Source organism: Streptomyces sp. ICN903, from assembly GCF_022015835.1.
In the GTDB taxonomy this organism is placed as follows: Bacteria; Actinomycetota; Actinomycetes; order Streptomycetales; family Streptomycetaceae; genus Streptomyces; species Streptomyces fenghuangensis.
On record NZ_JAKMAY010000021.1, the window covers coordinates 13,642 to 35,957 of the forward strand.

At 69.5% G+C, this 22,316-nt stretch carries 18 protein-coding genes; 6 read left to right on the forward strand and 12 right to left on the reverse strand.

The genetic code is table 11. The features are described from left to right. Positions 1-50 precede the first annotated feature (50 nt). From L7D48_RS04090 to L7D48_RS04100, 3 genes are all read left to right on the forward strand, one after another. The gene (locus tag L7D48_RS04090) at positions 51-1,028 is read left to right on the forward strand and encodes a carbohydrate ABC transporter permease (protein ID WP_237877461.1); all 978 of its coding nucleotides are present in this window, start codon (positions 51-53) and stop codon (positions 1,026-1,028) included. Beyond that, on the forward strand, positions 1,025-1,897 hold the full coding sequence (locus tag L7D48_RS04095; RefSeq protein ID WP_237877463.1) for a carbohydrate ABC transporter permease: 873 nt from the start codon (positions 1,025-1,027) through the stop codon (positions 1,895-1,897). The genes L7D48_RS04090 and L7D48_RS04095 overlap by 4 nt, the downstream gene beginning before the upstream one ends. A gap of 964 nt (positions 1,898-2,861) precedes the next feature. Continuing rightward, a complete protein-coding gene (locus tag L7D48_RS04100) occupies positions 2,862-4,268 on the forward strand; it encodes an ATP-binding protein (RefSeq protein WP_374490999.1) in 1,407 nt (468 codons plus the stop codon). Between the two features lie 64 nt (positions 4,269-4,332). Here L7D48_RS04100 and L7D48_RS04105 read toward each other — a convergent pair whose 3' ends face one another. Next, a complete protein-coding gene (locus tag L7D48_RS04105; protein ID WP_237877464.1) occupies positions 4,333-4,971 on the reverse strand; it encodes a hypothetical protein in 639 nt (212 codons plus the stop codon). A gap of 484 nt (positions 4,972-5,455) precedes the next feature. Further along, positions 5,456-6,223 carry a calcium-binding protein gene (locus L7D48_RS04110; protein ID WP_237877466.1) on the reverse strand — a complete coding sequence of 256 codons (768 nt, stop codon included), beginning with the start codon at positions 6,221-6,223 and terminating at the stop codon, positions 5,456-5,458. 510 nt (positions 6,224-6,733) lie between these two features. Here L7D48_RS04110 and L7D48_RS04115 point away from each other — a divergent pair. Further along, positions 6,734-7,339 carry a lytic polysaccharide monooxygenase gene (locus tag L7D48_RS04115; protein ID WP_237877468.1) on the forward strand — a complete coding sequence of 202 codons (606 nt, stop codon included), beginning with the start codon at positions 6,734-6,736 and terminating at the stop codon, positions 7,337-7,339. Positions 7,340-7,690: 351 nt separating this feature from the next. Here the strand turns inward: L7D48_RS04115 and L7D48_RS04120 are convergent, their stop codons facing one another. The 8 genes from L7D48_RS04120 to rfbB form a co-directional block, all read right to left on the reverse strand. Further along, positions 7,691-8,812, reverse strand: coding sequence for a DegT/DnrJ/EryC1/StrS aminotransferase family protein (locus L7D48_RS04120; protein WP_237877470.1), 1,122 nt, complete (start codon positions 8,810-8,812; stop codon positions 7,691-7,693). Positions 8,813-8,843: 31 nt separating this feature from the next. Next, complete coding sequence (locus L7D48_RS04125) at positions 8,844-9,296, reverse strand: nuclear transport factor 2 family protein (protein WP_237877472.1); 453 nt, start codon at positions 9,294-9,296, stop codon at positions 8,844-8,846. 33 nt (positions 9,297-9,329) lie between these two features. Beyond that, positions 9,330-10,505, reverse strand: coding sequence for a macrolide family glycosyltransferase (locus tag L7D48_RS04130; RefSeq protein WP_237877474.1), 1,176 nt, complete (start codon positions 10,503-10,505; stop codon positions 9,330-9,332). A gap of 49 nt (positions 10,506-10,554) precedes the next feature. After that, entirely contained in the window at positions 10,555-11,157 is a 603-nt protein-coding gene (locus L7D48_RS04135) for a dTDP-4-dehydrorhamnose 3,5-epimerase family protein (RefSeq protein WP_237877476.1), read from the reverse strand. Positions 11,158-11,169: 12 nt separating this feature from the next. Continuing rightward, on the reverse strand, positions 11,170-12,084 hold the full coding sequence (gene rfbA, locus L7D48_RS04140; RefSeq protein ID WP_237877478.1) for a glucose-1-phosphate thymidylyltransferase RfbA: 915 nt from the start codon (positions 12,082-12,084) through the stop codon (positions 11,170-11,172). Between the two features lie 154 nt (positions 12,085-12,238). Beyond that, positions 12,239-13,687, reverse strand: coding sequence for an MFS transporter (locus tag L7D48_RS04145; protein ID WP_237877480.1), 1,449 nt, complete (start codon positions 13,685-13,687; stop codon positions 12,239-12,241). 40 nt (positions 13,688-13,727) lie between these two features. After that, complete coding sequence (locus tag L7D48_RS04150; protein ID WP_237877482.1) at positions 13,728-14,753, reverse strand: NADP-dependent oxidoreductase; 1,026 nt, start codon at positions 14,751-14,753, stop codon at positions 13,728-13,730. A gap of 121 nt (positions 14,754-14,874) precedes the next feature. Beyond that, entirely contained in the window at positions 14,875-15,843 is a 969-nt protein-coding gene (rfbB, locus tag L7D48_RS04155; RefSeq protein ID WP_237877484.1) for a dTDP-glucose 4,6-dehydratase, read from the reverse strand. 766 nt (positions 15,844-16,609) lie between these two features. Here rfbB and L7D48_RS04160 point away from each other — a divergent pair. Continuing rightward, positions 16,610-18,241: a penicillin-binding transpeptidase domain-containing protein gene (locus L7D48_RS04160; RefSeq protein WP_237877486.1), complete on the forward strand. Its 1,632-nt coding sequence runs from the start codon at positions 16,610-16,612 to the stop codon at positions 18,239-18,241. A gap of 638 nt (positions 18,242-18,879) precedes the next feature. Further along, positions 18,880-20,304 carry a non-reducing end alpha-L-arabinofuranosidase family hydrolase gene (locus tag L7D48_RS04165; RefSeq protein ID WP_237877488.1) on the forward strand — a complete coding sequence of 475 codons (1,425 nt, stop codon included), beginning with the start codon at positions 18,880-18,882 and terminating at the stop codon, positions 20,302-20,304. 193 nt (positions 20,305-20,497) lie between these two features. On the opposite strand, the gene L7D48_RS04170 is transcribed toward L7D48_RS04165, so the two are convergent. Both L7D48_RS04170 and L7D48_RS04175 read right to left on the reverse strand, forming a co-directional pair. Continuing rightward, positions 20,498-21,454, reverse strand: a complete 957-nt coding sequence (locus L7D48_RS04170) for a hypothetical protein (RefSeq protein WP_237877490.1) — start codon at positions 21,452-21,454, stop codon at positions 20,498-20,500. Further along, positions 21,451-22,316: protein phosphatase 2C domain-containing protein (locus L7D48_RS04175; RefSeq protein ID WP_237877491.1), on the reverse strand; the 866-nt coding region annotated here is incomplete at its 5' end. The genes L7D48_RS04170 and L7D48_RS04175, both read right to left, overlap by 4 nt.

The following is a 22,316-nucleotide window of genomic DNA, read 5'->3' on the forward strand; positions in this document are numbered from 1 at the left end:
ACCCGGCGCCCCAGTGCCCTCAGCGGACGACGAAAGGCCCTGGTTCCGCGATGACCCGAACGACTTCCACCGCCTCACCCCCCGCCCAGGCTGCCGCCGGACCGGCCCGTCCCGGAAAACTGCCCGGCCGGCCCCGCGCCCGGGCCGCCGCGTCATGGCGCGACCGGCCGATGCGCAAGATCACCCCCTGGCTGTTCCTGCTGGCGCCCCTCGCCCTGCTGATCGCGTTCACCTACGTGCCGGTGGGCAACATGATCTACTACAGCTTCACCGACTGGGACGGTGTCAGCCCGGACCGCAACTACGTCGGAGCGGGGAACTACGCCGAGATCTTCACCCGCCCCGAGCTGCTGCGGGTGTTCGCGGTCAGCTTCTACTACCTGGCCGCCTCGGTGGTGCAGATCGTCATCGCGCTGTACTTCGCGGTCATTCTCAGTTTCGATCTGCGCTTCAGGAACCTGTTCAAAGGCATCCTGTTCTTCCCCTACCTGATCAACGGTGTCGCGATCGGCTTCGTCTTCCTGTACTTCTTCCAGGACGGCGGCACGCTGGACTCGGTCCTGTCCTGGTTCGGCATCGGCACCGACCACGCCTGGCTGGGGACCCCGGAGTCTGCCAACACCTCCATGGCCGGCGTTTCCGTGTGGCGCTTCACGGGCCTGAACTTCGTCCTCTTCCTGGGCGCGATCCAGTCGATCCCCGGCGAGCTCTACGAGGCGGCTCAGCTGGACGGTGCGAGCCGGTGGCAGCAGTTCCGCCACATCATCGCGCCGAGCATCCGACCGGTGGTGAGCCTGAGCGTCATCCTGGCGATCTCCGGCTCACTGTCCGTGTTCGAGATTCCGTACATCATGACCGGCGGTGCGACGGAGACCTCGACGTTCGTCATCCAGACGGTGAAGTTCGCCTTCCAGTTCAACAAGACCGGCCTGGCCTCCGCCTGCGCGGTGGTGCTGCTGGCGATCATCCTGGTGATCACCTGGATCCAGCGCCGCCTCGTGCCCGACGAGAAGGTGGATCTCGTATGACTCCCATCGCCCCCGCCCGCCCGACGCAGGGACGAGCGCGCCGTCGTCCGCGCATCAGCACTGCCCTGACGTATCTGTCGCTGATCGTCGCCTCCCTCGTGGTGCTGCTGCCACTTGTCGTGGTCTTCCTGACCTCGCTCAAGTCCTACGGGGAGATCTCCGAGGGCCAGGGCGCGCTGGCACTGCCGGAGAACTGGCTGAACTTCTCCAACTACGCCACTGCCTTCACCGACGGCCATATGCTGATGGCCTTCGGCAACACGGCCTTCATCCTGTTGTTCTCCATCACAGGAACCGTGATCATCGGATCGATGACCGCGTACGCCATCGACCGCTTCGACTTTCGCTTCAAGAAGCTCGTCATGGCCCTGTTCCTGATCGCCACGCTGGTGCCGGCCGTCACGACCCAGGTCGCGACCTTCCAGGTGGTCAACAGCTTCGGTCTGTTCAACACCAGGTGGGCGCCGATCCTCCTGTACATGGGCACCGACATCGTGGCGATCTACATCTTCCTTCAGTTCATCCGCGGCATCCCCAGGTCTCTCGACGAGGCCGCGCGACTCGACGGTGCCAACGCCTTCACGATCTACCGGAAGATCATTTTTCCGCTGCTGAAGCCGGCCATCGCGACCGTGGTCATCATCAAGGGGATCACCACGTACAACGACTTCTACATCCCCTTCCTCTACATGCCCTCCGAGGAACTAGGGACGATGTCGACAGCCCTCTTCCGGTTCAAGGGCCCCTTCGGAGCACACTGGGAGAACATCTCCGCCGGCGCAGTTCTCGTCATCGTGCCGACCCTGGTGGTCTTCCTGTTCCTTCAGCGCTACATCTACAACGGCTTCGCCCAAGGGGCCACGAAGTAGCGGTTCCCGACGCCTCGGCCCGACGCCTCGGCCCGGCGACGCCGGTCCAGGCGTCGGCTGGTCGGGGTGTCGGCTGTGGAGGCGTCGAAGCCGCAGTCCGAGTCAACGGCTGTCGGGCGAACACGATCGCGACACATTCCGCCGGGCGTGCCCAGCTCCGACGACGTCCCGGGGCCGGGCGGTGAAGGTCCGGCCGCGCGCGGCAGATCACTGCTATGGAGACCTGGAGCCTCGACCACCGGCTCCGGCGCGGTTCGCGATCTGTGGGGATCGTAAGCACTCTCGTTGTTGATCGTCGGTCGGCCACGAGACCTCGATTGATGCCGAAATCGTGACGCTCGTTTGACGCTCCGATCTTGGAAGCGGCCTCCCAGTGCTCATGAAAGGGCCCCTGACCTGCATCTTTCATCTCAAAGGGAAGTGCCGACGTGATCCCGATGACCCACCACGTGGAGTGCGTCGCCGTCCTCAAGCCCGCGCCGAAGGGTTCCTGACCTGCGAGTTCGTCGAACCGGGGACTTTGCTCGACCTGTTACCGGCCCTCCATCGGGTGGAACGGCCGCTTCACCCACGAAAGCGACCTGACCTGCGGTTCTGTCGCGAAGCGTCCCTCGTTCCCACTGCGGTGCGAGGGCCTCGCCCGGAGTCCTGACGCCCGTGTGACGCCCGGCTCCCCACGGCGGGGCCGGTGGAAGCGGCGTGCCGTGATGTGCGCGACGCGGCCTTGCCGCGGAGTCGCCGGGACGGTTCCGCGACCCTCGCTCCGGCGGTGCTCCCAGCCGATCTCGACCAAGCAGGGTCGTGCGGAATGCGTCTAAGTACACTTAGACGCATTCCGTCGTAGTGGGGCAGGATGATGGAGGTTCCGGTGAGCGGGATCGTGCTGACCAAACCTGCGGACGTGGTCGACCGCGATCGTGAGTGGGATCTGCTCACCGAGTTCGTCACGGACCCGGACCCGGCGATGCGTCTGGGGATCGTGTCGGGGCGCAGGCGTTACGGGAAGTCGTACCTCCTGCAGGCTCTGTCGGAGCGGATCGGTGGCCTGTACGTCACGGCGGTGCGGGAGGAGGGACGGCTGCCGGCGATACAGCGGTTCAGCGACGCAATCGCGGTCCACGCCGGGCTGCGCCCGGGCACGCTGCGGCTGACCGACTGGCGCGAAGTCCTGGCCAACGCCCTGGACGTCACCGTGCGCTCGAAAACGCCACTGCTGGTGATCGACGAGTTGCCGTACCTCCTCCAGCACTCCTCCGAGATCCCGGGCGTGCTCCAGCAGCTCTACGACGAGCGCCAGCGCGGCACCGGAGCCGGTCCCGGACCACGGGTGATCCTCTGCGGGTCGGCGATGAGCGTGATGCACGAACTGCTGTCGGGGACGAAGCCGTTGCGCGGCCGCGCGGTGGTCGATCTGCGGCTGGGCGCCTTCGACTACCGGGCGGCAAGGAAGTTCTGGCAGATCGACGACCCGCTGACCGCCCTACAGGTGCACGCCGTCCTCGGCGGGGCGCCCGGCTACCGGCCGGTGGCCGCCCGTCCGCACCCGAACGACGGCTTCGCCGCCTGGCTCTCCCGGACGCTTCTGGACCCCGGGCGAGCCGTGTACTCACGCACGGAGACGGAGTACCTGCTGCGCGAGGACCCGCGCATCACCCATCACACCCTGTACTACGACATCCTCACCGCCATCGCACAGGGCGCCACCACACCCACCAAAATCGGCGCGGCCCTGGAACGGCAGCGCAACGCCGTCACTCACCCGCTCGATGTCCTCGAGTCCACCGGTTACGTCCAGCGCGAGCAGGACATCCTCCGCCCCCGCCACCCGGTGATCACCCTGGCCGACCCGGTGATCCGCTTCAACCAGCTGATCACACTGCCGCAGGCGGCCACCGTCGAGCAGGGTTTCGCCGAACAGGCGTGGCAGGCAGCCGCTCCCACCTTCAACTCCAAGATCCTCGGCCCGCACTTCGAGGACCTCGCCCGCACCTTCACCCGCCGCTACGCCCACACCCTGCTCCCCGGCGGTCTGCCCGGTCCGGTCGGTACCACCGAGGTCGCCGACCCGGCGGCCCGCACCAAGCACGAGGTCGACGTCATCGCCCTCGCCCTGGGCGAGCGTCCGCAGGCGCCGCGCGCCCGGATCGCCCTGATCGGCGAGGCCAAAGCCACCGCCGCCCGCCGCGGCACCGGCGATCTGCAACGCCTGGAGCACATCCGCAGCCTGCTCACCGACCAGGGCTACGACACGACGGGCGCCACGCTGGCCCTGTTCTCCCTCCACGGTTTCTATCCCGATCTGGTCGACGCAGCGGCTCGCCGCGATGATCTCCTGCTGGTCGACCTGCCGGGTCTTTACGGGATCGGGTAGCCCAGCGAGTTCATGGAGACTCGCCCCAGCCCCTCCGACCGGCACGTTCGGAGATCGCGAACGCTCACCGCTGCTGCGAGGTGGCCGGGGAGCAGGAGTTCACCTTCGGCCTGTTCTTCACGCTGCGACTGCGGGTGCGTACGGCCCGTTCGCGGGGCGTTTCGTCGCTCGTTCCGAATCCCAGCACGACGCTGCATCCCTCGCGGGCACGCTGCAACCCGAAGCCCCTCAACTGCTCGACGCTGGTCCCCACGGTTCCGACTCGGCCGAGCTTCACGAGCTCCGCGAACTCCGAGCCGACGAGGTGGCCGGCCGCCCTCTCGTAGCTGAAGATGCGCCCACCCCTGGGTCCGAGCGTGCAGTCGTCCTCCAGGAGAACGCGGTGTAGAAGAGGGGAATGTACATGCCGTGCTGCCGGCAGCGGTGGCATCGCGAAGTGGACGCCCTTGGGGCAGCCTCTCGGGATTGAGGCGATGCGACAGGTTCGCGTGACGCTCATTTGGCGCTCCCCGCCCGGAAGACCATCGCGCAGGATGCAGAACACCCTTCTGACCTGCGGGTTATTCGGCGGCATGGATTCGCACGCGTTCCCGATGACCCACCACGTGGAGTGCGTGGCCATCCTCAAGCCCGCGCCGAGGAGTTCCTGACCTGAGGTTCCATCGAGCCGGGCACCGCGTTCGACCTGTTCGCGGCCATCCACCGGGTGGAACGGCCGCTTCGTCCGCCGAAGCGGCCTGACCCGGTGCGGTCATGAGCCCGGACCCGGCCGGCGAGGGCTTCCAGCGCCGGGGGCGTCGCCGGAAGCACGCCTCGAACGCCTCGAACGCCTCGAACGCCTTGGACGTCACTCTCGGCGGCCGCCTCCGGGCCACTTGTGCTCCCTGTGGTCCCCCTTCCGGTCGAAGGCTTCTTCGCTCGGGCGGCACCGGCGTGGACTCGCCGGACCGGTGCCGCAGTCGCCGCAGTCATGACACTGGAAGTGTTCCGCGTGTATCCGACGTGGTCACGGAAGGAAGGTGAGGAGGACCCGGCTTCCGCCGGGTCACCTCGTGTCGCGCGGAGACCTGCCGTCTGCGGCGTTCGCGGTGTGACGCGGCTCGGGTGGCGGGTCGCCGGCGGTGGTGGCTCGGCGCCCGCGACGCTGTCCGCGCCGCGGGCCGGGACCTCCGTGCGTGGAGGCGCACTTACGGGAGGACGATGTTGCGGCCGGGGCCGCCTTCGAGGGTGTCCTTTCCGGTGCCACCCCAGACGAGGTCGTCGCCATCCCCGCCGTCCAGTGTGTCGCTGCCGGGGCCGCCGAGGACGATGTCGCGGCCGTCCCCGCCCATGGCGTGGTCGTCGCCGGGGCCGGCGTGCACGGTGTCGTCACCGCCGTAGCCCTCGATCATGTCGTCGCCCCGGCCGCCCCACATCCGCTGGTTGCCGTTGTCACCCATCAGGTGGTCCATGCCGTCGCCGCCGTGCAGGACTGCGGGCCCCATGACCATGTCGTTCCCCGCGTCGCCCAGCACCTTGCGTGCGGTGTGGGCGTGCAGTTCGTCGTCGCCGGGGCCGCCCCTGACGGTGCCGATCCCGGGGGTGAAGGCGGCGATCGTGTCGTTGCCGTCGCCGAGGAAGACGTCGATCCTGTCGGGCCGGGGGCTGTCGGCGGGTAGTTCGCAGACGACGGAGGTGGTGTCCTCGGGCCTGGAGTACGCACAGTGGTCGCCCGGCGCGAGCGGGACCACGTCGCTGAAGCCGATCCGCCGGATCCCGTCGCTGGTGTACATGGAGAATATGTTGAGGTTGTTGCTCTGTCCCGCAGCGGCGGTGAAGACGATCGACTGAGTCGCCCAGTCGGCTCCGACGCGGGCCTTCGCCTCGGTGGTGGCGGCTGCTGCCGGGCCGGCGGCGAGGCCGGCGGCTAACAGGGTCACGGTGACCGCGCTGACAGTGGCTCGGTTTCGGTTCATGAGACCTCATCTCGATGGGGGGACGGCCGACCCGCTCGGTGTGGTGCTGCCCGGGACCGGGCGGACGGTCGTGGGGCAGTCTCCCCCGCCGGCCCGGAGGATCTGCAAGACCCTCGTAATGACCAGTCGTCACGGGGGAGACGGTGTCCCTCCGGATGTGATTGCTGGTCTCCGCTGGTCAGGCATGTTCCCGGTGTCGCCGTGGCGGGATTCGCGCGGTCGGTTCCGGCTCCGTGGCGCGGCGTCGCCCCGCGCGCCGGTCCGGGCCGCACCCTCGCCTTCCGGGCCGGGGGAGGGTTCTGGCTCCCGGCTTCCGGAAGGTTCCCTGCTCACCGCCCACTTCCGTAATCGACTCCGTTTGCTTCATTGACATTTCACTCAGAAGTCGTACCGTTGGGAGCGCTCCCATGGTGCACCGCAACTGGAAGGAGTTCCCCCCACATGCGTAAGAAGAGCCCATTAACCGGGCGTTCCCGGTCGGCCCTCCGCCGGCCTCTCCAGGCGCTCGTCATGCTGTTCGCCGTGGTTGTCGGCGCACTGACCTGGACGGCCCCCGCCCAGGCTCACGGCACCATCGTCAACCCCGCCTCCCGCGCGTACCAGTGCTGGAAGACCTGGGGCGGCAACCACATGGACCCGGCCATGCAGACCCAAGACCCCATGTGTTATCAGGCGTTCCAGGCCAACCCTGACACCATGTGGAACTGGATGAGCGCGCTCCGCGACGGCCTCGGCGGCCAGTTCCAGGCGCGGACCCCCGACGGGACGCTCTGCAGCAACAACCTCTCGAGGAACGCCAGCCTGAACAGGCCCGGGCCGTGGAAGACGACCAACATCAGCAACAACTTCACCGTCCAGCTGCACGACCAGGCGTCCCACGGTGCCGACTACTTCAGGGTCTACGTGAGCAAGCAGGGCTTCGACCCCAAGACCCAGACCCTGGGCTGGGGCAACCTCGACTTCATCACGCAGACCGGCCGCTTCGCCCCGGCGCAGAACATCAGCTTCAACGTCAACACCTCCGGCTACACCGGTCACCACATCCTGTTCGTGATCTGGCAGGCCTCGCACCTCGACCAGGCCTACATGTGGTGCAGCGACGTGAACTTCGGCTGAACCGGAGAGCGCCGCACACCGCACCGGCCTCTGCCGGGCGCCGATAACCCGCCGCCCGGCCGACCGGGCCCCGTCGGGGCAGGGGACGACCCACTTGGTCACCCTGCCCCGACGGGGCTCCCCGCGCTCCTGGTGTGAACACATCCGACCGCGCGGCAGTCGCACGGCAACCGGCTTCCCGCCGTCTCCTCGTACGACTCCGGCACTCGACCGCCACGGGGGAGTCCTCGGCACCATCGGCCCACCGGGGCGTACCGCGCCGCCCGGCGTACCCGCACCCCTGGAAACGGGCGAGGACGCGGGGCGGCAACCGCCCGCCCCGCGTCCTCGCCCACCCGTGTCCGCCGGCCGTCACCACCCGGCCTTGACGGTCTTCACGATGTGTGCCCGGTCCTCGTCCGAGACCCACCAGCCCACCGGCAGGGCGATCTGGCGCCCGGCGACGGCGTCGAGTCCCGGCAGCAGCGCCCGGGAGCCGCGGGTCGCGGTGTAGGTGTCGTTGCGGTGGTGCACCTCGCTGGTGGCGATGCGAGCCTCGGCCAAGCGCCGCGCGAAGGCGTCGCGGCCGTCCACCTTGACCGAGTAGTACCAGAACGACGGGTCGCGGTCGTCGGCGCGCTCCGTCAGCTCCAGGCCGGCCACACCGGACAGTTCGGTGTCGTAGAACGCCGCGTTCTCCCTGTGCCTGGCGAGGAGGTCGTCGACGATCTCCAGGTTGGCCAGCCCGATGGCCGCGTTGATGTCGTTCATGTTGAACTTGAAACCGTACTCCGGGATGTCGTTCTTGAACCGGGCCGCCCCGCCGTCGCGGTCGATGCCGTACCAGCGCAGCAGCCGCGCCCGTGCCAGCAGTTCGTCGTCGGGCAGCACGATCAGACCGCCGTCCCCGGAGGTCAGGTGCTTGACCGCCTGGAAGCTGTAGACCGCGATGTTCCCGTGCCCGCCGAGAGCCACACCCCGGTAGGTGGCGCCCCACGCGTCGGCGCAGTCCTCCACGACCCGGGGGCGTACGCCGTGGACGCGTTCCGCCTGGTCGAGCACACGGCGCAGCCGGTCCAGGTCGACAGGGTAGCCACCCCAGTGCACCAGGACGATCGCCCGGGTGGACGGGGTGATCTTCCGGGCCAGGTCGTCCAGGTCCATGTTGAGGGTGGCGGGATCGGTGTCCACCCAGCGGATGCGCATCCCGTTGGCCAGGATGGGCCAGTTGGTCGCGGTGCAGGTCAGCGCCGTCGCCAGGACCTCGCCGTCCCGCCCGGCTTCCGTCGCCACCAGGTGCAGGGCCAGGTGCAGTCCCGATGTGGCGCTGTTCACGGTCAGGACCCGGGGATTGCCCAGCCGTTCGGCCAGGGCGCTCTCGAACGCGTCGACCTTCGCGCCCTGCCCGATGTACCCGCTGTCCAGGACGTCACCCACCAGGGCCGCCGCCTTGTCGGACATCGCCACCTTGAAGAGGGGGATCACGCCTCCCACCCCCTCGACTCCCCGCGGGCGCGGCGGAGCCTCACTTGTAGTCACCGTCCGTCTCGACGAAGCGGTTGCGCACGAACCACGTGCCGTCGACGCGGACGAGCTCGTCGTCGCAGAGGGTGTGGTGGCGGAAGTGCACCTCACCGCTCAGCAGGGTTCGGTCCGGGGTCACGTAGACCATGACGTAGCTCTGCGCGCGGACGGTGTCGTCACCGAGCCGCTCCACGGTCAGCTGCCCCATCCAGTGCCGCAGGACGAGTCCCTCGTGCAGGCCGGTCTGCCTCTCGATCGCTTTGGTCAGCATGTCCCGGCCGACCAGGGGGTCGGGCATGTCCGCCGCCTGGAACACGCCGTCCGGGGTGAAGGTTCGGGCCCACTGCTCGCCGTCCCCGCGGTCGAGGATCTTGAGCTGAAGGGCGTAGAACTGCTGGATCTCCAGGTACAGGTCGCCCGGGACGAGCGTGGTGGCGAGGTCGTGCGAGTTCATGGTCTCTCCTGGTTGTCGGTGTCTGAGCGGTGGTCACTTCGCCGCGGTGCGGAGGCGGCCGAGGATCGTGTCGGCCGCGCGCTGGGCACCGCCGGCCTTTCGCATGTGCTCACGCATGTCGTCCAGGTTGGCCCGTACGACAGGGTCGGAGGCGACCGTCACAACGGCCTCCCGGAGGGACTCGGGGGTGACCTCCTCGGGGCGCAGCACCCGGCCCAGGCGCAGCTCGCCGGTCCGCGCGGCGATCATCTCGGAGTCGCCGTTGTGCGGTACGGAGACCAGCGGCACCCCGGCGTACAGGGCGTTCATAGTGTTGCCGGCGCCGCCGTGGCACACGAACGCGCCCGCGTGCTCCAGCACGGCCTGGAGGGTCAGCCAGGTGTGGATCTCGGCGTTGGGTGGCAGTTCGCCCACCGCATCCAGGTCCACCCCGGGGCCCGCCGCGATGACCACGTGCCACGGCAGCCCCTCGAACGCCTTGGCGCACATGGCGAAGAACTCGGGCTGGGTGTTGAAGGTCGTGCCCAGGGAGATCAGGACGACGGGCTTGTCGTTGGACGGCCTCCAGGTGCCCCGCAGGTCGCTCTGCCGCAGCGTGATCCCGGCGAACGTGTACCGGTCCTCGGGGAAGGAGTCGCCCTCGGACTGGAACTCGCGCGGCATGAAGGAGATGTTGTGCTCGGCGTCCGCCATCAACTCCTCCAGCGGGACGTCCCGCAGCCCGTGCGAGTCGGCGAACGCGCGCAGCTCACGCGTCAGCTCGCCGAACATCCCTTCGGCGGCCTCCTGGGCGTCGGAGAAGTACTGCCGGGAGATGAGGACGGGGTAGAGCTGGATTCCCGGCACGCCGAGCTTGCGTGCCATCACCCGGCCGAGGAACTGCATCGAGATGTCGTAGACCAGGCAGTCCGGCACGTCGTCGCCGAAGTACTCCTCGAGCACCGGTGCGGTGGCGGCCGCCTCCCGGACCGCGCCCAGCAGCACCCGCGCCAGCCAGTCGTCCGCGCCGGTCGGGGCGATGGTCCGGGGATCGATGACCGAGGTGTACGGGATGACGTCCGCGCCCGTCGAGGCGATCCGCTCGGCGAAGTCCCCGGCGGCCAGGTAGCTGACCCGGTGGCCGCGCTCGACCAGCTCCTCCACGACGCCCAGCGTCGGGGTGACGTGGCCCGCCGCGGGGATGTTCAGGAAGGCGATGTGTTTTCTCACGTGGTTCCAGCTCCTGGAGTCGTCGGCTTGCTCGGGGGTGCCGGCCGCGTCATGCACGCGGCCCTGACAGGGCCTCGGCACAGAGGTCCGCGTAGGAGGGCAGTACGCCCAGGGCTTCCGTCTGCGCCAGCGTCGGTGCGGTCCGGTCCTTGTCGGACAGGACGATGTCGTCCATGGCGGGCCACGGCAGGGCGAGGCGCGGATCCAGCGGGTCGATCGATATCGCCTTCCCCGGGGTGTAGACGCGGTCGCACAGGTAGGTGACCACCGCCGTCTCGCTGACCGCCGCGAACCCGTGCCCGAACCCCGCGGGGATGTACACGGCGCGCCGCCGGACATCGTCCAGCGGGATCGCGACGGACGCGCCGTACGTCGGGGAGCCGACCCGGACGTCCACCACCATGTCGACGATCGAACCGCTCACACAGGTGACGTACTTCGCCTCTCCGGGCGGGGCGGCGGTCAGATGGATCCCGCGGATCGTGCCGCGCCGCGAGACCGAGCAGTTGACCTGCGCCACTTCCATGGGGCGCCCGGCCGCCGCGTGCAGCTTCTCGCCGACGAACAGTTCCAGGAACGCCCCGCGCGCGTCGCCGTGCACCTTCGGCTCCACGAGGTGGACACCGTCCAGGCCGAGCTCTTCGAAGATCATCGGATTCCCTCCTCAGCCGCCGGCGCCGGCGCCGGCCGGGACCTTGCCCCGGATCCCCACTCCCGCGGCGTCCGGCAGTCCCACCAGGTACTCGCCGTAACCGCTGGGCATGAGCGGCTTCGCCAACTCGCGGAGCCGGTCGCTGTCTATGAACCCGCGGCGCCAGGCCACCTCCTCGACGCAGCCGATCTTCTGGCCCTGCCGCTCCTCGACCACCCGCACGAACTCCGACGCCTGGACCAGCGAGGCGAACGTCCCGGTGTCGAGCCACACGGTGCCCCGGTCGAGCACGGTGACGTCGAGTTCACCCCTGCGCAGATACGCCTGGTTCACCTCGGTTATCTCCAGCTCGCCGCGCAGGCTGGGCCGCAGTGAACGGGCGATGCCGACGGCCCGGTTGTCGTAGAAGTAGAGACCCGGCACCACGTACCGCGACTTGGGGTGCGCGGGCTTTTCCTCGATGGAGCGGACCCGTCCTTCGAGATCGAAGTCCAGGACACCGAAATCGCTCGGATTGGCCACCGGATAGGCGAAGATGTGCCCGCCGTCCGGGGAGGTGTGGGTCCTCAGCTGATCGCCGAGGCCGACCCCGTGGAAGATGTTGTCGCCGAGGATCAGCGCCACCGGCTCGTCCGCGATGAAGTCCTCGCCGATCACAAGCGCCTGGGCGATGCCGCCGGGGACGGGCTGGGTCGCGTAACTGATGCTCAGGCCCAGGTGCGAGCCGTCGCCCAGCAGCCGCTCGAAGGACCTCCGGTCGGACGGCGTCGTGACGACGAGGATGTCCCGTATGCCCGCCAGCATCAGAGTGGACAGCGGGTAGTAGATCATCGGTTTGTCGAAGACCGGCATGAGCTGTTTCGACATGGCTTGGGTGATCGGCCACAGGCGGGAGCCGGTTCCGCCGGCCAGAATTATGCCTCGCATGCTTCGGAAGCTAGTGAAGCCGCCTATAGGGACTGTCGAGGCCGGGTGGGCCCGGGCCGCTTCGCCCCGGGGTCGCGGGGGCGGGCAGCGCGGAACCGCGCAGGCCCGTCCGGAGGAACCGGACGGGCCTGCGCGGCGGCCTGGAGGAGGACCGTCAGACGTTCTCCCTGCCGCCGGGCACCGTGCGGGGCACCGCCGCGGCCGCCGCCAGGCTCAGCACGAGCAGCACCGCGGTCGCCAGGAAGGCGACCCCGTAACCGGAGGCGAACGCGTGGGCGTCGGGGGGACCGCCGTCGGCGACCTGCGCCGTACGCAGCTGGGCCAGGGCGACCATGACCGCGAGGCCGGCCGCACCCCCCAGGGCCTGGGAGGTGTTCAGCACCCCCGAGGCCAGCCCCTGCTTGTCCTCCGGCACCCCCGCCGTCGCCGCGGCGGCCACGGAGGTCACCAGGATGCCGAGCCCCAGACCGAACAGCAGGCTGGGCCCCAGCAGATCGGCGATGTAGGAGGCGCCCTCGTCGGCCGTCGACTGCCACAGCAGCCCGGCGATCATGGGGAGAAGCCCCACCAGCATCAGTGGACGGGGACCCGTCCTCGGCCCCACGACCGAGGAGGCGGCGGCGCCCGCGAACGCGCAGAGCGTCAGCGGCAGGAAGACCAGTCCCGTCCGTATGGCGCTGTAGTGCAGCACCGACTGGTACAGCAGTGTCAGGAAGTAGAAAGCCGTGGGCAGGGCCGCCCCCAGCGCCAGCATCGTGACATTGGCCGCCCACACCGAGCGGTTACGGAACAGACTCAGCTCCATCAGCGGCTGTGCCGCCCACTTCGCCTGGTCCAGCACGAACACCGTCAGCAGCACCACGCCGGCGGTCAGCGATGCCACGATGCGCGCCGAACCCCAGCCGTAGTGCTGCCCCTCGGCGAGACCGTAGACCAGCGCGGCGATCCCCAGGGTGACCGACAGCGAGCCCAGCACATCGAGCTTCGTGCCCCCGCGGGTGCCGGTGCGCGCGGTGTCGGCCACCGACACCACCGCCATCCCCACGATCAGCAGGCACAGTGGCACGTTGATGAGGAAGACCCAGCGCCACGACAGCCATTCGACGATCGCGCCGCCGCTGAGCACGCCGATCGCGCCGCCACTGCCCGAGGCGGCACCCCACAGGGCGAGCGCCTTGGCCCGCTCCACCGGCTGGGTGAACGTGGAACTGAGCACCGCCAGCGAGGCGGACGCCATGATCGCGCCGCCGAAGCCCTGGCCCGCACGGCCGATCACCAGGGCCCCCGCGTTCGGCGCGATACCACCGACGAGGCTGAACACCGTGAACACCGCGAGGCCGACCAGCAGCATGCGCCGGCCGCCCAGCAGGTCCACCATACGTCCGGCCAGCAGCAGGAATCCGGCGAACGGGATCAGGTAGCCGTTGTACACCCAGGTCAGGCTCCCCGGTGTGAAGCGCAGCTCCTCCTGGATGGACGGGATGGCGACGTTCACGATCGACGCGTCGAGGATCACCGTCAACTGGGCGAGGCAGCACACCGCGAGGACGAATCCGGCCCGGCGGGGCTTGGCCGGCGCCGCCGGCGTCATCTGGTCGATCATCGAAGGAGACTCCTTCCCGGGAGCCGCTCAGTGCCGGCCATCAGGAGATCTTGACGAGCACGTTGCCCTTGTAGGCGCCGCGCAGCAGGTTGATGAGCGCCTCGGGCGCGGCCTCCACGCCGCCCTCCACCACGGTGTAGGGCAGCACGATCTTCCCCTCCTGGAGCCACTGGGCGAAGTGCTGGTTCCACGCCTGGATCTGCTCCGGTGTGTGGTAGGTGGAGAACGGCTTGATGACGATCTGCCGGACGATCCCGGTCATGATGTCCAGCCGGGGGAACGCCCCCTGGGCGTCACCGGTCTGCGCGGAGACCGCGCCCCCGAGCGCGAACCGGGCACCCTGCGCCGCCACCTGCACGGCGGCCTCGAAGTGCTCACCGCCGACCAGGTCGAAGAACACGTCGATCCCGTCGGGAGCCAGCGCGGCGAGCTGCTCGGCCACCGGGCCGTCCTTGTAGTTGAACGCGGCGTCGTAACCGAGCACCTCGGTCAGGTAGGCCACCTTCTCGGCGCTGCCGGCCGAGCCGATGACCCGCTTGGCCCCCCGAGCCTTGGCGATCTGGCCGGCCAGCGAACCGACACCGCCCGCCGCGTTCGACACGAAGACCACGTCGCCCTCGCCGACCTCCGCGACATCGGCGATGCCGTGGTACGCCGTGATGCCCTGGTTCAGGAAGTACTCCAGACCCGGGTACCAGGCGGGCTCGACCTTGAAGTACTGGTCGGCGGGCCCGGTGGAGTACTCGGTCCAGCCGTCCAGGTGCTGGACGGTGTCGCCCACGGCCAGGTCGGGGCTGTCCGAGGCCACGACCACGCCGATCGCGCCGCCCCACGGCCGCTCGCCGACCTTGTAGGCGGGCATCATGGGCAGCCCGGGGTCCTCGGTCATCAGGTCCCGCATCACGGCGGTCACCTGAAGGTACCGGTTGTGCACCACCACGTTGCCGGCCGTGGGCGCGGTGGCCTCCACCTCGGCGACCTCGAAGTTCTCCTTCGACGGCTGGTCGGTGACATAGCGCGCCAGGCGTACTTCCTTGCCGGCCTTGGGCAGAGTCTGGGCAGTCATGGGTAATCCCCTTCGGTTCATTTCTTCATTCATTTCGATGTGGCTGAGGCCCGCACAGCCGGACGGCCGCGCCACGGCATTCGAGGATCGCTCGGACAGGGTCCGAAATCCCGTCAGCCCCTCATCCGTTCCACCAGGAAATGTTTTCCCGGTACCACTCCACCGTGTCCTTGAGGCCCGTTTCGAACGGCTGCTCGGGAACGAAGCCCAGTTCCTCTCGGATCTTGGCCATATCCAGGGAGTACCGCTGGTCGTGGCCGGGGCGGTCGGCGACCCGTTCGACCATCTCCCAGCCGGCTCCGCAGCTTTCCAACAAGTGGGCGGTCAGTTCCCTGTTGGTCAGTTCCGTGCCGCCGCCGACGTTGTAGACCTGGCCGGCCCGGCCGCCGCGCAGCACCAGGTGGATGGCCGCGCAGTGGTCCGCGACGTGGAGCCACTCGCGGACGTTGGAGCCCTCCCCGTACAGCGGGACACGGCGGCCTTGCAGAAGGTTCGTGACGAAGCGCGGTATGACCTTCTCCGGATTCTGGTACGGACCGTAGTTGTTCGAGCACCGGGTGATCACGGCGTCCAGGCCGTGAGTCCTGTGCGCGGCCAGCACCAGCAGATCGGAGGCGGCCTTGGACGCCGCGTAGGGTGAGTTGGGCGCAAGCGGCTGCTCTTCGGTCCACGAGCCGACCGGGATCGATCCGTAGACCTCATCGGTGGACACGTGCACGAAACGCCCGACACCGTGCCGGCGGGCGGCGTCCAGCAGTACCTGTGTGCCGAGCACATTGGTCGACACGAAGTCACGGGCGTCCTCGATGGACCGGTCCACGTGCGACTCGGCGGCGAAGTGAACGATCGCATCGTGCCCGCGTACCGCCTCGTCGACCAGCTCCGCGACGCGGATGTCACCGCGGAGGAACGAGAACCCGGGATGCTCGGCGACCGGTGCGAGGTTCCTCAGGTCGCCGCCGTGTCCGAGCACATCGAGCACGGTGACCCGGGCACCGCCCGCGGGGGTTCCCGGAAGCCTGCCGGACAACAGAGCCCTGACGTACTGCGATCCGATGAAGCCCGCGCCACCGGTGACGAATATCCGCATGCGACGGATGGTAGGAAAGCGGGCTTGAGGCCGGGTCGAGCCGTAATGGCGGACGGGACCGGCCGGACCGACTCATGGCCCGAACCTCTGTCACGGCTACGGCCTGCGAGCTCGTGCACGGTGGGCGGTGAGACGCCGAGGGTGTGCCGCGGTGGAGTGAGCGCACCGCATCCGCATCGCGGCGGGTGACGGTGGCGATGCCCCGGCGCCGTACGCCGTCCTCGCGTCCTTCCCGGGGCGAAGCGGTGTCGGAGCGCGTCCGCGGCGCGTCCCGGACGGACTCGGAGAGGGGCCGGCCGCCGTCGACGACCGTCCTGGTGCGGCTTCCGGCCGACAGTACGGGCGAGCGGCGGACCTCACCCCGGCGGAGGGCGGCCCGCGGCAGACCGTCACGCCGTTCGGCGGCGGGGAATCCGGGCCGGCGCCGGGCCGGCGCCGGGCCGATGGCGAGTCCTTGGAAGGCCGTCGGCCGAGCCGGGCCCGGCTTCTGGATTTCGGCCAATCCAGCGGGATCCGGAACCGGGCCGGTGCCGTGCCGACGGACGGTTGGAGTGAGCCGCCGACCGGGATGCGGGGAGGTATTCGGCGGACAAGCAATTTATGAGCGCTGTGCGGCTTCTTGTCCACGTTGTGCGGTGATGTGTGCGGGCGGCACGCGATCTCTTCGCCTTGCGCCGTGTGTCGCTGCCGGTGGTGGCGTGTCGTGGTGCTGGCCTGAAACAACTTTTCCCGAGGAAGCCGGGAAGGCGGCTCCTACAATGGGGATATGACACAAGAGATTCAGTTTCCGCGGAGGAGGCGGTCTGCGCGCCGGCGTCCGGTCCTCGGAATTTTAGTCGCGGTTGCCATTGTGGCCGGTGCCGGATACTGGGTGTACAACGCGCGGGGCGATGACGGCGATGCGGAAGTGGCGGCGGCGACCGAGCGGGTGGAAGGGTTCCTCGCGGCGTGGGAGGCCGGGAAAGCCGGCGAAGCGGCTTCTTACACAGATGCTCCGGGCGCCGCCGAATCCCTCATCGACTCGGTGTTGACGAATCTGAAGCCAACGGAGACCGAAATCGCCGTCGATGGTGATGCCGAACGAGTTGAGGGGGAGGTGAAGGTTCCCTTCAGGGTGGAAATGCGGATTCCCGGTGTGGGCGAGTACGCGTGGAATTCAAGTGCCGTGGCCCGGAAGGAAGAGGACGAGCAGTGGGAGGTGGAGTTCACCACGCCCATGGTCCATCCGGAGATGAAGCACGGCCAGACCCTGGCGCTGCAGTCCCGGGAACGCGCGAAGATCCTCGACTCGACCGGTGCCGAGCTCCAGGCGTCGTCTTTGACCGGCGCCGTCGACCCGGAGAGCGGGAAGGGTGTCTCGGGGCTCCAGCGTCGCTATGACGAGCAGCTCACGGGGGGCGGTGGCGGAACGAAGTCGGTGGTGGTCGCGGACCGGGACTCGGGGCGTGCGGTGAAGCGACTCGGCGAGGAGAAGGGCGACCGGGGAGAACCGGTCGGGACCACCATCGACCCGAGCGTCCAGGTCGCGGCTGCCGAGGCGCTGGAAGGCGTGGACAAGAAGGCCGCCATCGTTGCCATGGCTCCGAGCAGTGGCCGGATCCTGGCCGCCGCGAACGTTCCGGGCGGAATGAACCGCGCGCTGACGGGGCGATACGCGCCGGGCTCGACGTTCAAGGTGGTCACCGCCGCCGCGCTGCTGAAGGCGGGTATGCGTCCCGAGGACGTCGCGGACTGCCCCGAATTCGCCCACGTCAACGGTCAGCGCTTCGAGAACCAGGACCGGTTCACGCTGCCGGCGGGCTCCACCTTCAAGGACTCCTTCGCCGATTCGTGCAACACCTTCTTCGTCAACGCGCGGGACGAAGTGCCGAATTCGGTCCTCCAGGACACGGCCCGGACTTTCGGGATCGGTGGAGTGTGGGATGTGGGAGCCGTGACCTTCGATGGTGCGGTCCCGGTTCCCGGGAACGAGAACGAAAAGGCCGCGTCCATGATCGGGCAGGCGCGTGTCGAGGCTTCTCCGCTGGTGATGGCCTCGGTCGCGGCCACGGTCAAGGAGGGCGAGTTCAAGCAGCCGGTTCTGGTGCCGGACGCGGTGAAGGAGAAGCACGAGGCGCCGGAAGCGCTGGACCCGGCGGTGGCCGCCGATCTGCGCACGATGATGCGGGCGACGGTCACCGAGGGGGCGGGAGTGGAGCTGAGGGACGTCCCCGGCCGGCCCCATGCCAAGACCGGCACGGCCGAGTTCGGCAACGAGGACCCGCCGCGTACGCACGCGTGGATGATCGGCTTCCAGGGGGACCGCGATCTGGCCTGGGCGGTGCTGCTGGAGGACGGCGGGTCCGGAGGCGCGGACGCGGGCCCCATCGCGGCGAAGTTCCTCCAGAACCTCGGCTGACCTGCCTGAGTTCGGCACCCGTACCGCCTCTCCCCGGACACGGCCCGTGTCCGGGGAGGGGCGGCCGTATGCGGGGAGCCGCGCCGGCGGAGACGACCGCGGCCGGTGAACGGCGGGGGCCGCCGCCCGCCGGCACCACCCCGGCCCCGTTCTCCCCGCACAGGTTCCACCCGGACCCGGCCGAGTCGGCGGCCACCGCTGTGATCTCCTCCCGAACGGCCTGCGGCCCCGCTGGGGTGTTCCGCCGTCGAAGGCGGCGCATGCGAAGAGGTGTTGACGCCGTCCGCCTCCTCCTTATCATTCAGGTTGCTCGACACACCGACCAATGTTCGATATGCCGAACGTTCGGGATCGCTCCAATGCGCAGCGGTGCGTCTCCGGGTCGCGCCCCCGAACGCCGAGCCGTAAGGAGTCTGCCGCATACGTATGTCGTGACCTCACGGATCCCTCTCCCGCCGTCGTGCGCCGGACATGCCCGTCCTGCGCTCGTACGAGCCGGCGTACGGGGACCGTCGGCCGCTCGGCGACGGCGCGCGGGCCCGTACCCGGGCCCGCACGCACACCGCACCACACCGACAGTCCGGCCGGGCTCCGGCGAGGCCGACCGGAACCACCCACTCAAGGTTGGGAAAGTCCCCATGCGCACAGGAAGTTCCATCCGCAGACGTCCGACCGCGGCGCTCGCCGCCGCGGTCGCGGCCCTGGCCGCCCTGGCGGCGATGCTCGTCGCCCCATCGGCCCAGGCCGCCACCAGCGGCGCCTTACGCGGCGTCGGCTCGAACCGCTGCCTCGACGTGCTGGGCGCCGACCAGGCCGACGGCACGCAACTGCAGATCTACGACTGCTGGGGCGGGAGCAACCAGCAGTGGACGCTGACGGACGACAACCGGCTGACCGTGTACGGCGACAAGTGCCTGGACGTCCCCGGCCACGCCACCGAGGCCGGTACCCGGGTGCAGATCTGGACCTGCTCCGGCGGCGCGAACCAGCAGTGGCGGGTGAACTCCGACGGCACGATCGTCGGCGTGGAGTCCGGTCTGTGCCTGGAGGCCGCGGGCGCGGGGACGGCCAACGGCACGGCGGTGCAGATCTGGACGTGCAACGGCGGCAGCAACCAGAAGTGGACGGGCCTGTCCGGGACGCCGCCGACGGACGGCACCTGCTCTCTGCCGTCGACGTACCGGTGGACGTCGACGGGTGCGCTGGCGCAGCCGGCCCACGGGTGGGCCGCGGTGAAGGACTTCACCGCCGTGAAGCACAACGGCAGGTACCTGGTCTACGGGACGAACTACTCGGGATCGTCGTACGGCTCGATGATGTTCAGCCCCTTCACCAACTGGTCGGACATGGCCTCGGCGGGGCAGCGGGGGATGAACCAGGCCGCGGTGGCGCCCACGCTGTTCTACTTCGCGCCCAGGGACATCTGGGTGCTGGCGTATCAGTGGGGTCAGTGGCCCTTCATCTACCGCACGTCGAGCGACCCCACCGACCCCAACGGCTGGTCCTCACCGCAGCCGCTGTTCACCGGGAGCATCTCCGGCTCCGACACCGGCCCGATCGACCAGACCCTGATCGCCGACGACCGGAACATGTACCTGTTCTTCGCCGGTGACAACGGAAAGATCTACCGGGCGAGCATGCCTCTCGGGAACTTCCCGGGCAACTTCGGATCGTCGTACACGACGATCATGAGCGACACGAAGGCCAACCTGTTCGAGGGCGTACAGGTCTACAAGGTCAAGGGCCAGAACCAGTACCTCATGATCGTCGAGGCGATGGGCGCGAACGGGCGCTACTTCCGCTCCTTCACGGCCTCCAGCCTGAGCGGCTCGTGGACCCCGCAGGCCACCAGCGAGAGCAACCCCTTCGCGGGCAAGGCCAACAGCGGCGCCACCTGGACCAACGACATCAGCCACGGCGACCTGGTCCGCGAGAACCCCGACCAGACCATGACCATCGACCCCTGCAACCTGCAGTTCCTCTACCAGGGCAAGGACCCGGCCGCGGGCGGCGACTACAACCGGCTGCCGTGGCGGCCGGGCGTCCTCACCCTGCGGCGCTGACCCTCCCGTTCCCCGGTGAGCGCGTGATGCGGTGCGGTCCGCGGCGCGGGTGATTCCACCCGCCGCCCGGCACCCACCACCGCGAGGAACCCCGGCCGTACGACGGCCGGGGTTCCTCCCGCCTTCCGGCGCGCCGCCGCCCGGCCGTCCGCCCACACCGCGTGGCGCTTCGGAGCGTCCACCGGGCGCCGCCTCACAGTCCGGGTGTGTGCAGACGGATGGGCTTGCGGTCGCGGACTCCGTCCAGGACCGTACGGTCCACGACGGGCCGGGGCCGGGGCGTGGCCGCGGTGAGGGCGATGGTGCCGCGCTCGCTCAGCGCGGTCCGCCACTCGCCCGGGCGGGGCCTGGTTCCGCGTTCCCCGGCGGCCTGCGCGAAGAGTCCGCGCACCGCGGCGTCCTGCCGGTCGTTCAGGCAGCCGGTGACAGGCCGCAGTTCCTGGCCCGGAGCGAGGTACGGGTCGCGGGCCAGGATACGGCCCGCCACGAGGGCCGTCTTGTACGCGTCCGTGTCCACGCTCGCCTCCGTGGACGGGGTGAGCGGATCGTTCCAGTCGGGGGTGCCCGCCTGTGCCTGAACCGGTCCGTGCCCCACACGCCGGAAGCCGTCGCAGTCCAGGAAGTAGGCGGCCGGTTCCGGGGTGAGGGACCACAGTACGTTGGCCTGTGAGATGTCCCCGATCACGAGCCCGGCCCCGTGGAACCAGTCGATGGTCTCGACACAGGCCAGGGCGAGTGCCCTGCGCTGTTCCGGGGTCGGCTGGGACACCTCCTGCCAGGCGGCCTTGGGTGGCCGGAGCAGGTACTGGAGCTCGACGAGCTTGGTCTTTCCGGCGGAGGTGCGCCACGTCATGTGGGACGGGGCGCGCCGCAGGAGGAAGCCGACCACCCGGCCGCCCTCGACCACCCGGCACAGCGGCCAGGCGGCACGGGCGTCCAGATGGTCGCGGTCGCCCCGCCCCAGCCCTTGCCGGAAGGCGACCAGGGCGGCGAGGGCGTTCCCGTCGACCGTGGAGGGGGACTTGTACTCCTTGTACAGCAGTACCGCGTCGCCGGCGACCGCATGGACCTCTCCCTGTCCGCCTCCGCCGACCCGGTCTCCCAGGGCGAACGAGGACCTGGCGACGTCGGAGCCGTCCTCCGCGCTCACGCCTCCTCCCACACGCAGACGACGGTCCGGTCGTCGTCGTAGGACTTGGCCCGGGTCTGGGCCTGCCACAGGAAGTCGGACAGGGAGGGGGCCGCGCCGCCCCAGGCGCGGGCGAGGCGCTGGGCGAACTCCGGGTCCTTCTGGGTGAGGGGATTGGTGATGCCGTCGGTGCCGAGCAGGAGGACCTCGCCCGGCGCCGTTCTCAGCAGAGTGGACTCGACGGTGCTGTAGGCGTGCGGGAGGGCCTCGGTGCGGGTGTCGATGACACCGTCGCCGGGCGGAGTCCCGTGGTGCCAGCAGGTGCCGCGGAGCACGAACAGGCCGCCGTCGCCGACGCTGAACACGACGCGGTCGCGGATGCGGGGGTCGGTCGGGACGAGCAGGACGTGAAGGGTGGTGGCGTAGTCCCCGTCCGCGTATGGACGGTTCTCGTGCCGGGCCGTCCTCTCCCACCCGTCGCGCAGCTCCGCGACCGCGCCCGCGATCGCCTTGTTGGCGAGGGCGGACAGTTTGACGGCGTCCTGTGCGCACAGCGCCGCGTGGATGGCCTCGGCCTCCCGGTCCAGGTGGACGGCCGCCTGGCGGGTGGCGCGGTAGGAGCCGATGTGCGAGTACTTCGCCGAACCGACCCCGTCGGCTACGGCCAGCAGGAGCATCTCCGCATCCGGCGGACCGATCCGCGTCAACGTCATGGCGTCCTGGCGGCAGGTGCCCTCCCAGTTGTGGGAGTCGCCGAGAACCGAGGCGGCGCGTACCGTCAGCCGCTCCACCGCGGCTCCGTCCAGCAGGACCGAGGGGGAGAAGGCCGCGAAGTCGTCCCCTCCCCGTATGGACGGGGGACGCAGGGGATGGGGCGGATAGG

Coding starts and splice junctions, on each gene's coding strand:
- L7D48_RS04090 (WP_237877461.1), top strand. CDS start 51: ATGACCCGAACGACTTCCACCGCCTCACCCCCCGCCCAGGCTGCCGCC.
- L7D48_RS04095 (WP_237877463.1), top strand. CDS start 1,025: ATGACTCCCATCGCCCCCGCCCGCCCGACGCAGGGACGAGCGCGCCGT.
- L7D48_RS04100 (WP_374490999.1), top strand. CDS start 2,862: ATGCGTCTGGGGATCGTGTCGGGGCGCAGGCGTTACGGGAAGTCGTAC.
- L7D48_RS04110 (WP_237877466.1), bottom strand. CDS start 6,223: ATGAACCGAAACCGAGCCACTGTCAGCGCGGTCACCGTGACCCTGTTA.
- L7D48_RS04115 (WP_237877468.1), top strand. CDS start 6,734: ATGCTGTTCGCCGTGGTTGTCGGCGCACTGACCTGGACGGCCCCCGCC.
- L7D48_RS04125 (WP_237877472.1), bottom strand. CDS start 9,296: ATGAACTCGCACGACCTCGCCACCACGCTCGTCCCGGGCGACCTGTAC.
- L7D48_RS04135 (WP_237877476.1), bottom strand. CDS start 11,157: ATGATCTTCGAAGAGCTCGGCCTGGACGGTGTCCACCTCGTGGAGCCG.
- rfbA (WP_237877478.1), bottom strand. CDS start 12,084: ATGCGAGGCATAATTCTGGCCGGCGGAACCGGCTCCCGCCTGTGGCCG.
- L7D48_RS04145 (WP_237877480.1), bottom strand. CDS start 13,687: ATGATCGACCAGATGACGCCGGCGGCGCCGGCCAAGCCCCGCCGGGCC.
- L7D48_RS04150 (WP_237877482.1), bottom strand. CDS start 14,753: ATGACTGCCCAGACTCTGCCCAAGGCCGGCAAGGAAGTACGCCTGGCG.
- rfbB (WP_237877484.1), bottom strand. CDS start 15,843: ATGCGGATATTCGTCACCGGTGGCGCGGGCTTCATCGGATCGCAGTAC.
- L7D48_RS04160 (WP_237877486.1), top strand. CDS start 16,610: ATGACACAAGAGATTCAGTTTCCGCGGAGGAGGCGGTCTGCGCGCCGG.
- L7D48_RS04165 (WP_237877488.1), top strand. CDS start 18,880: ATGCGCACAGGAAGTTCCATCCGCAGACGTCCGACCGCGGCGCTCGCC.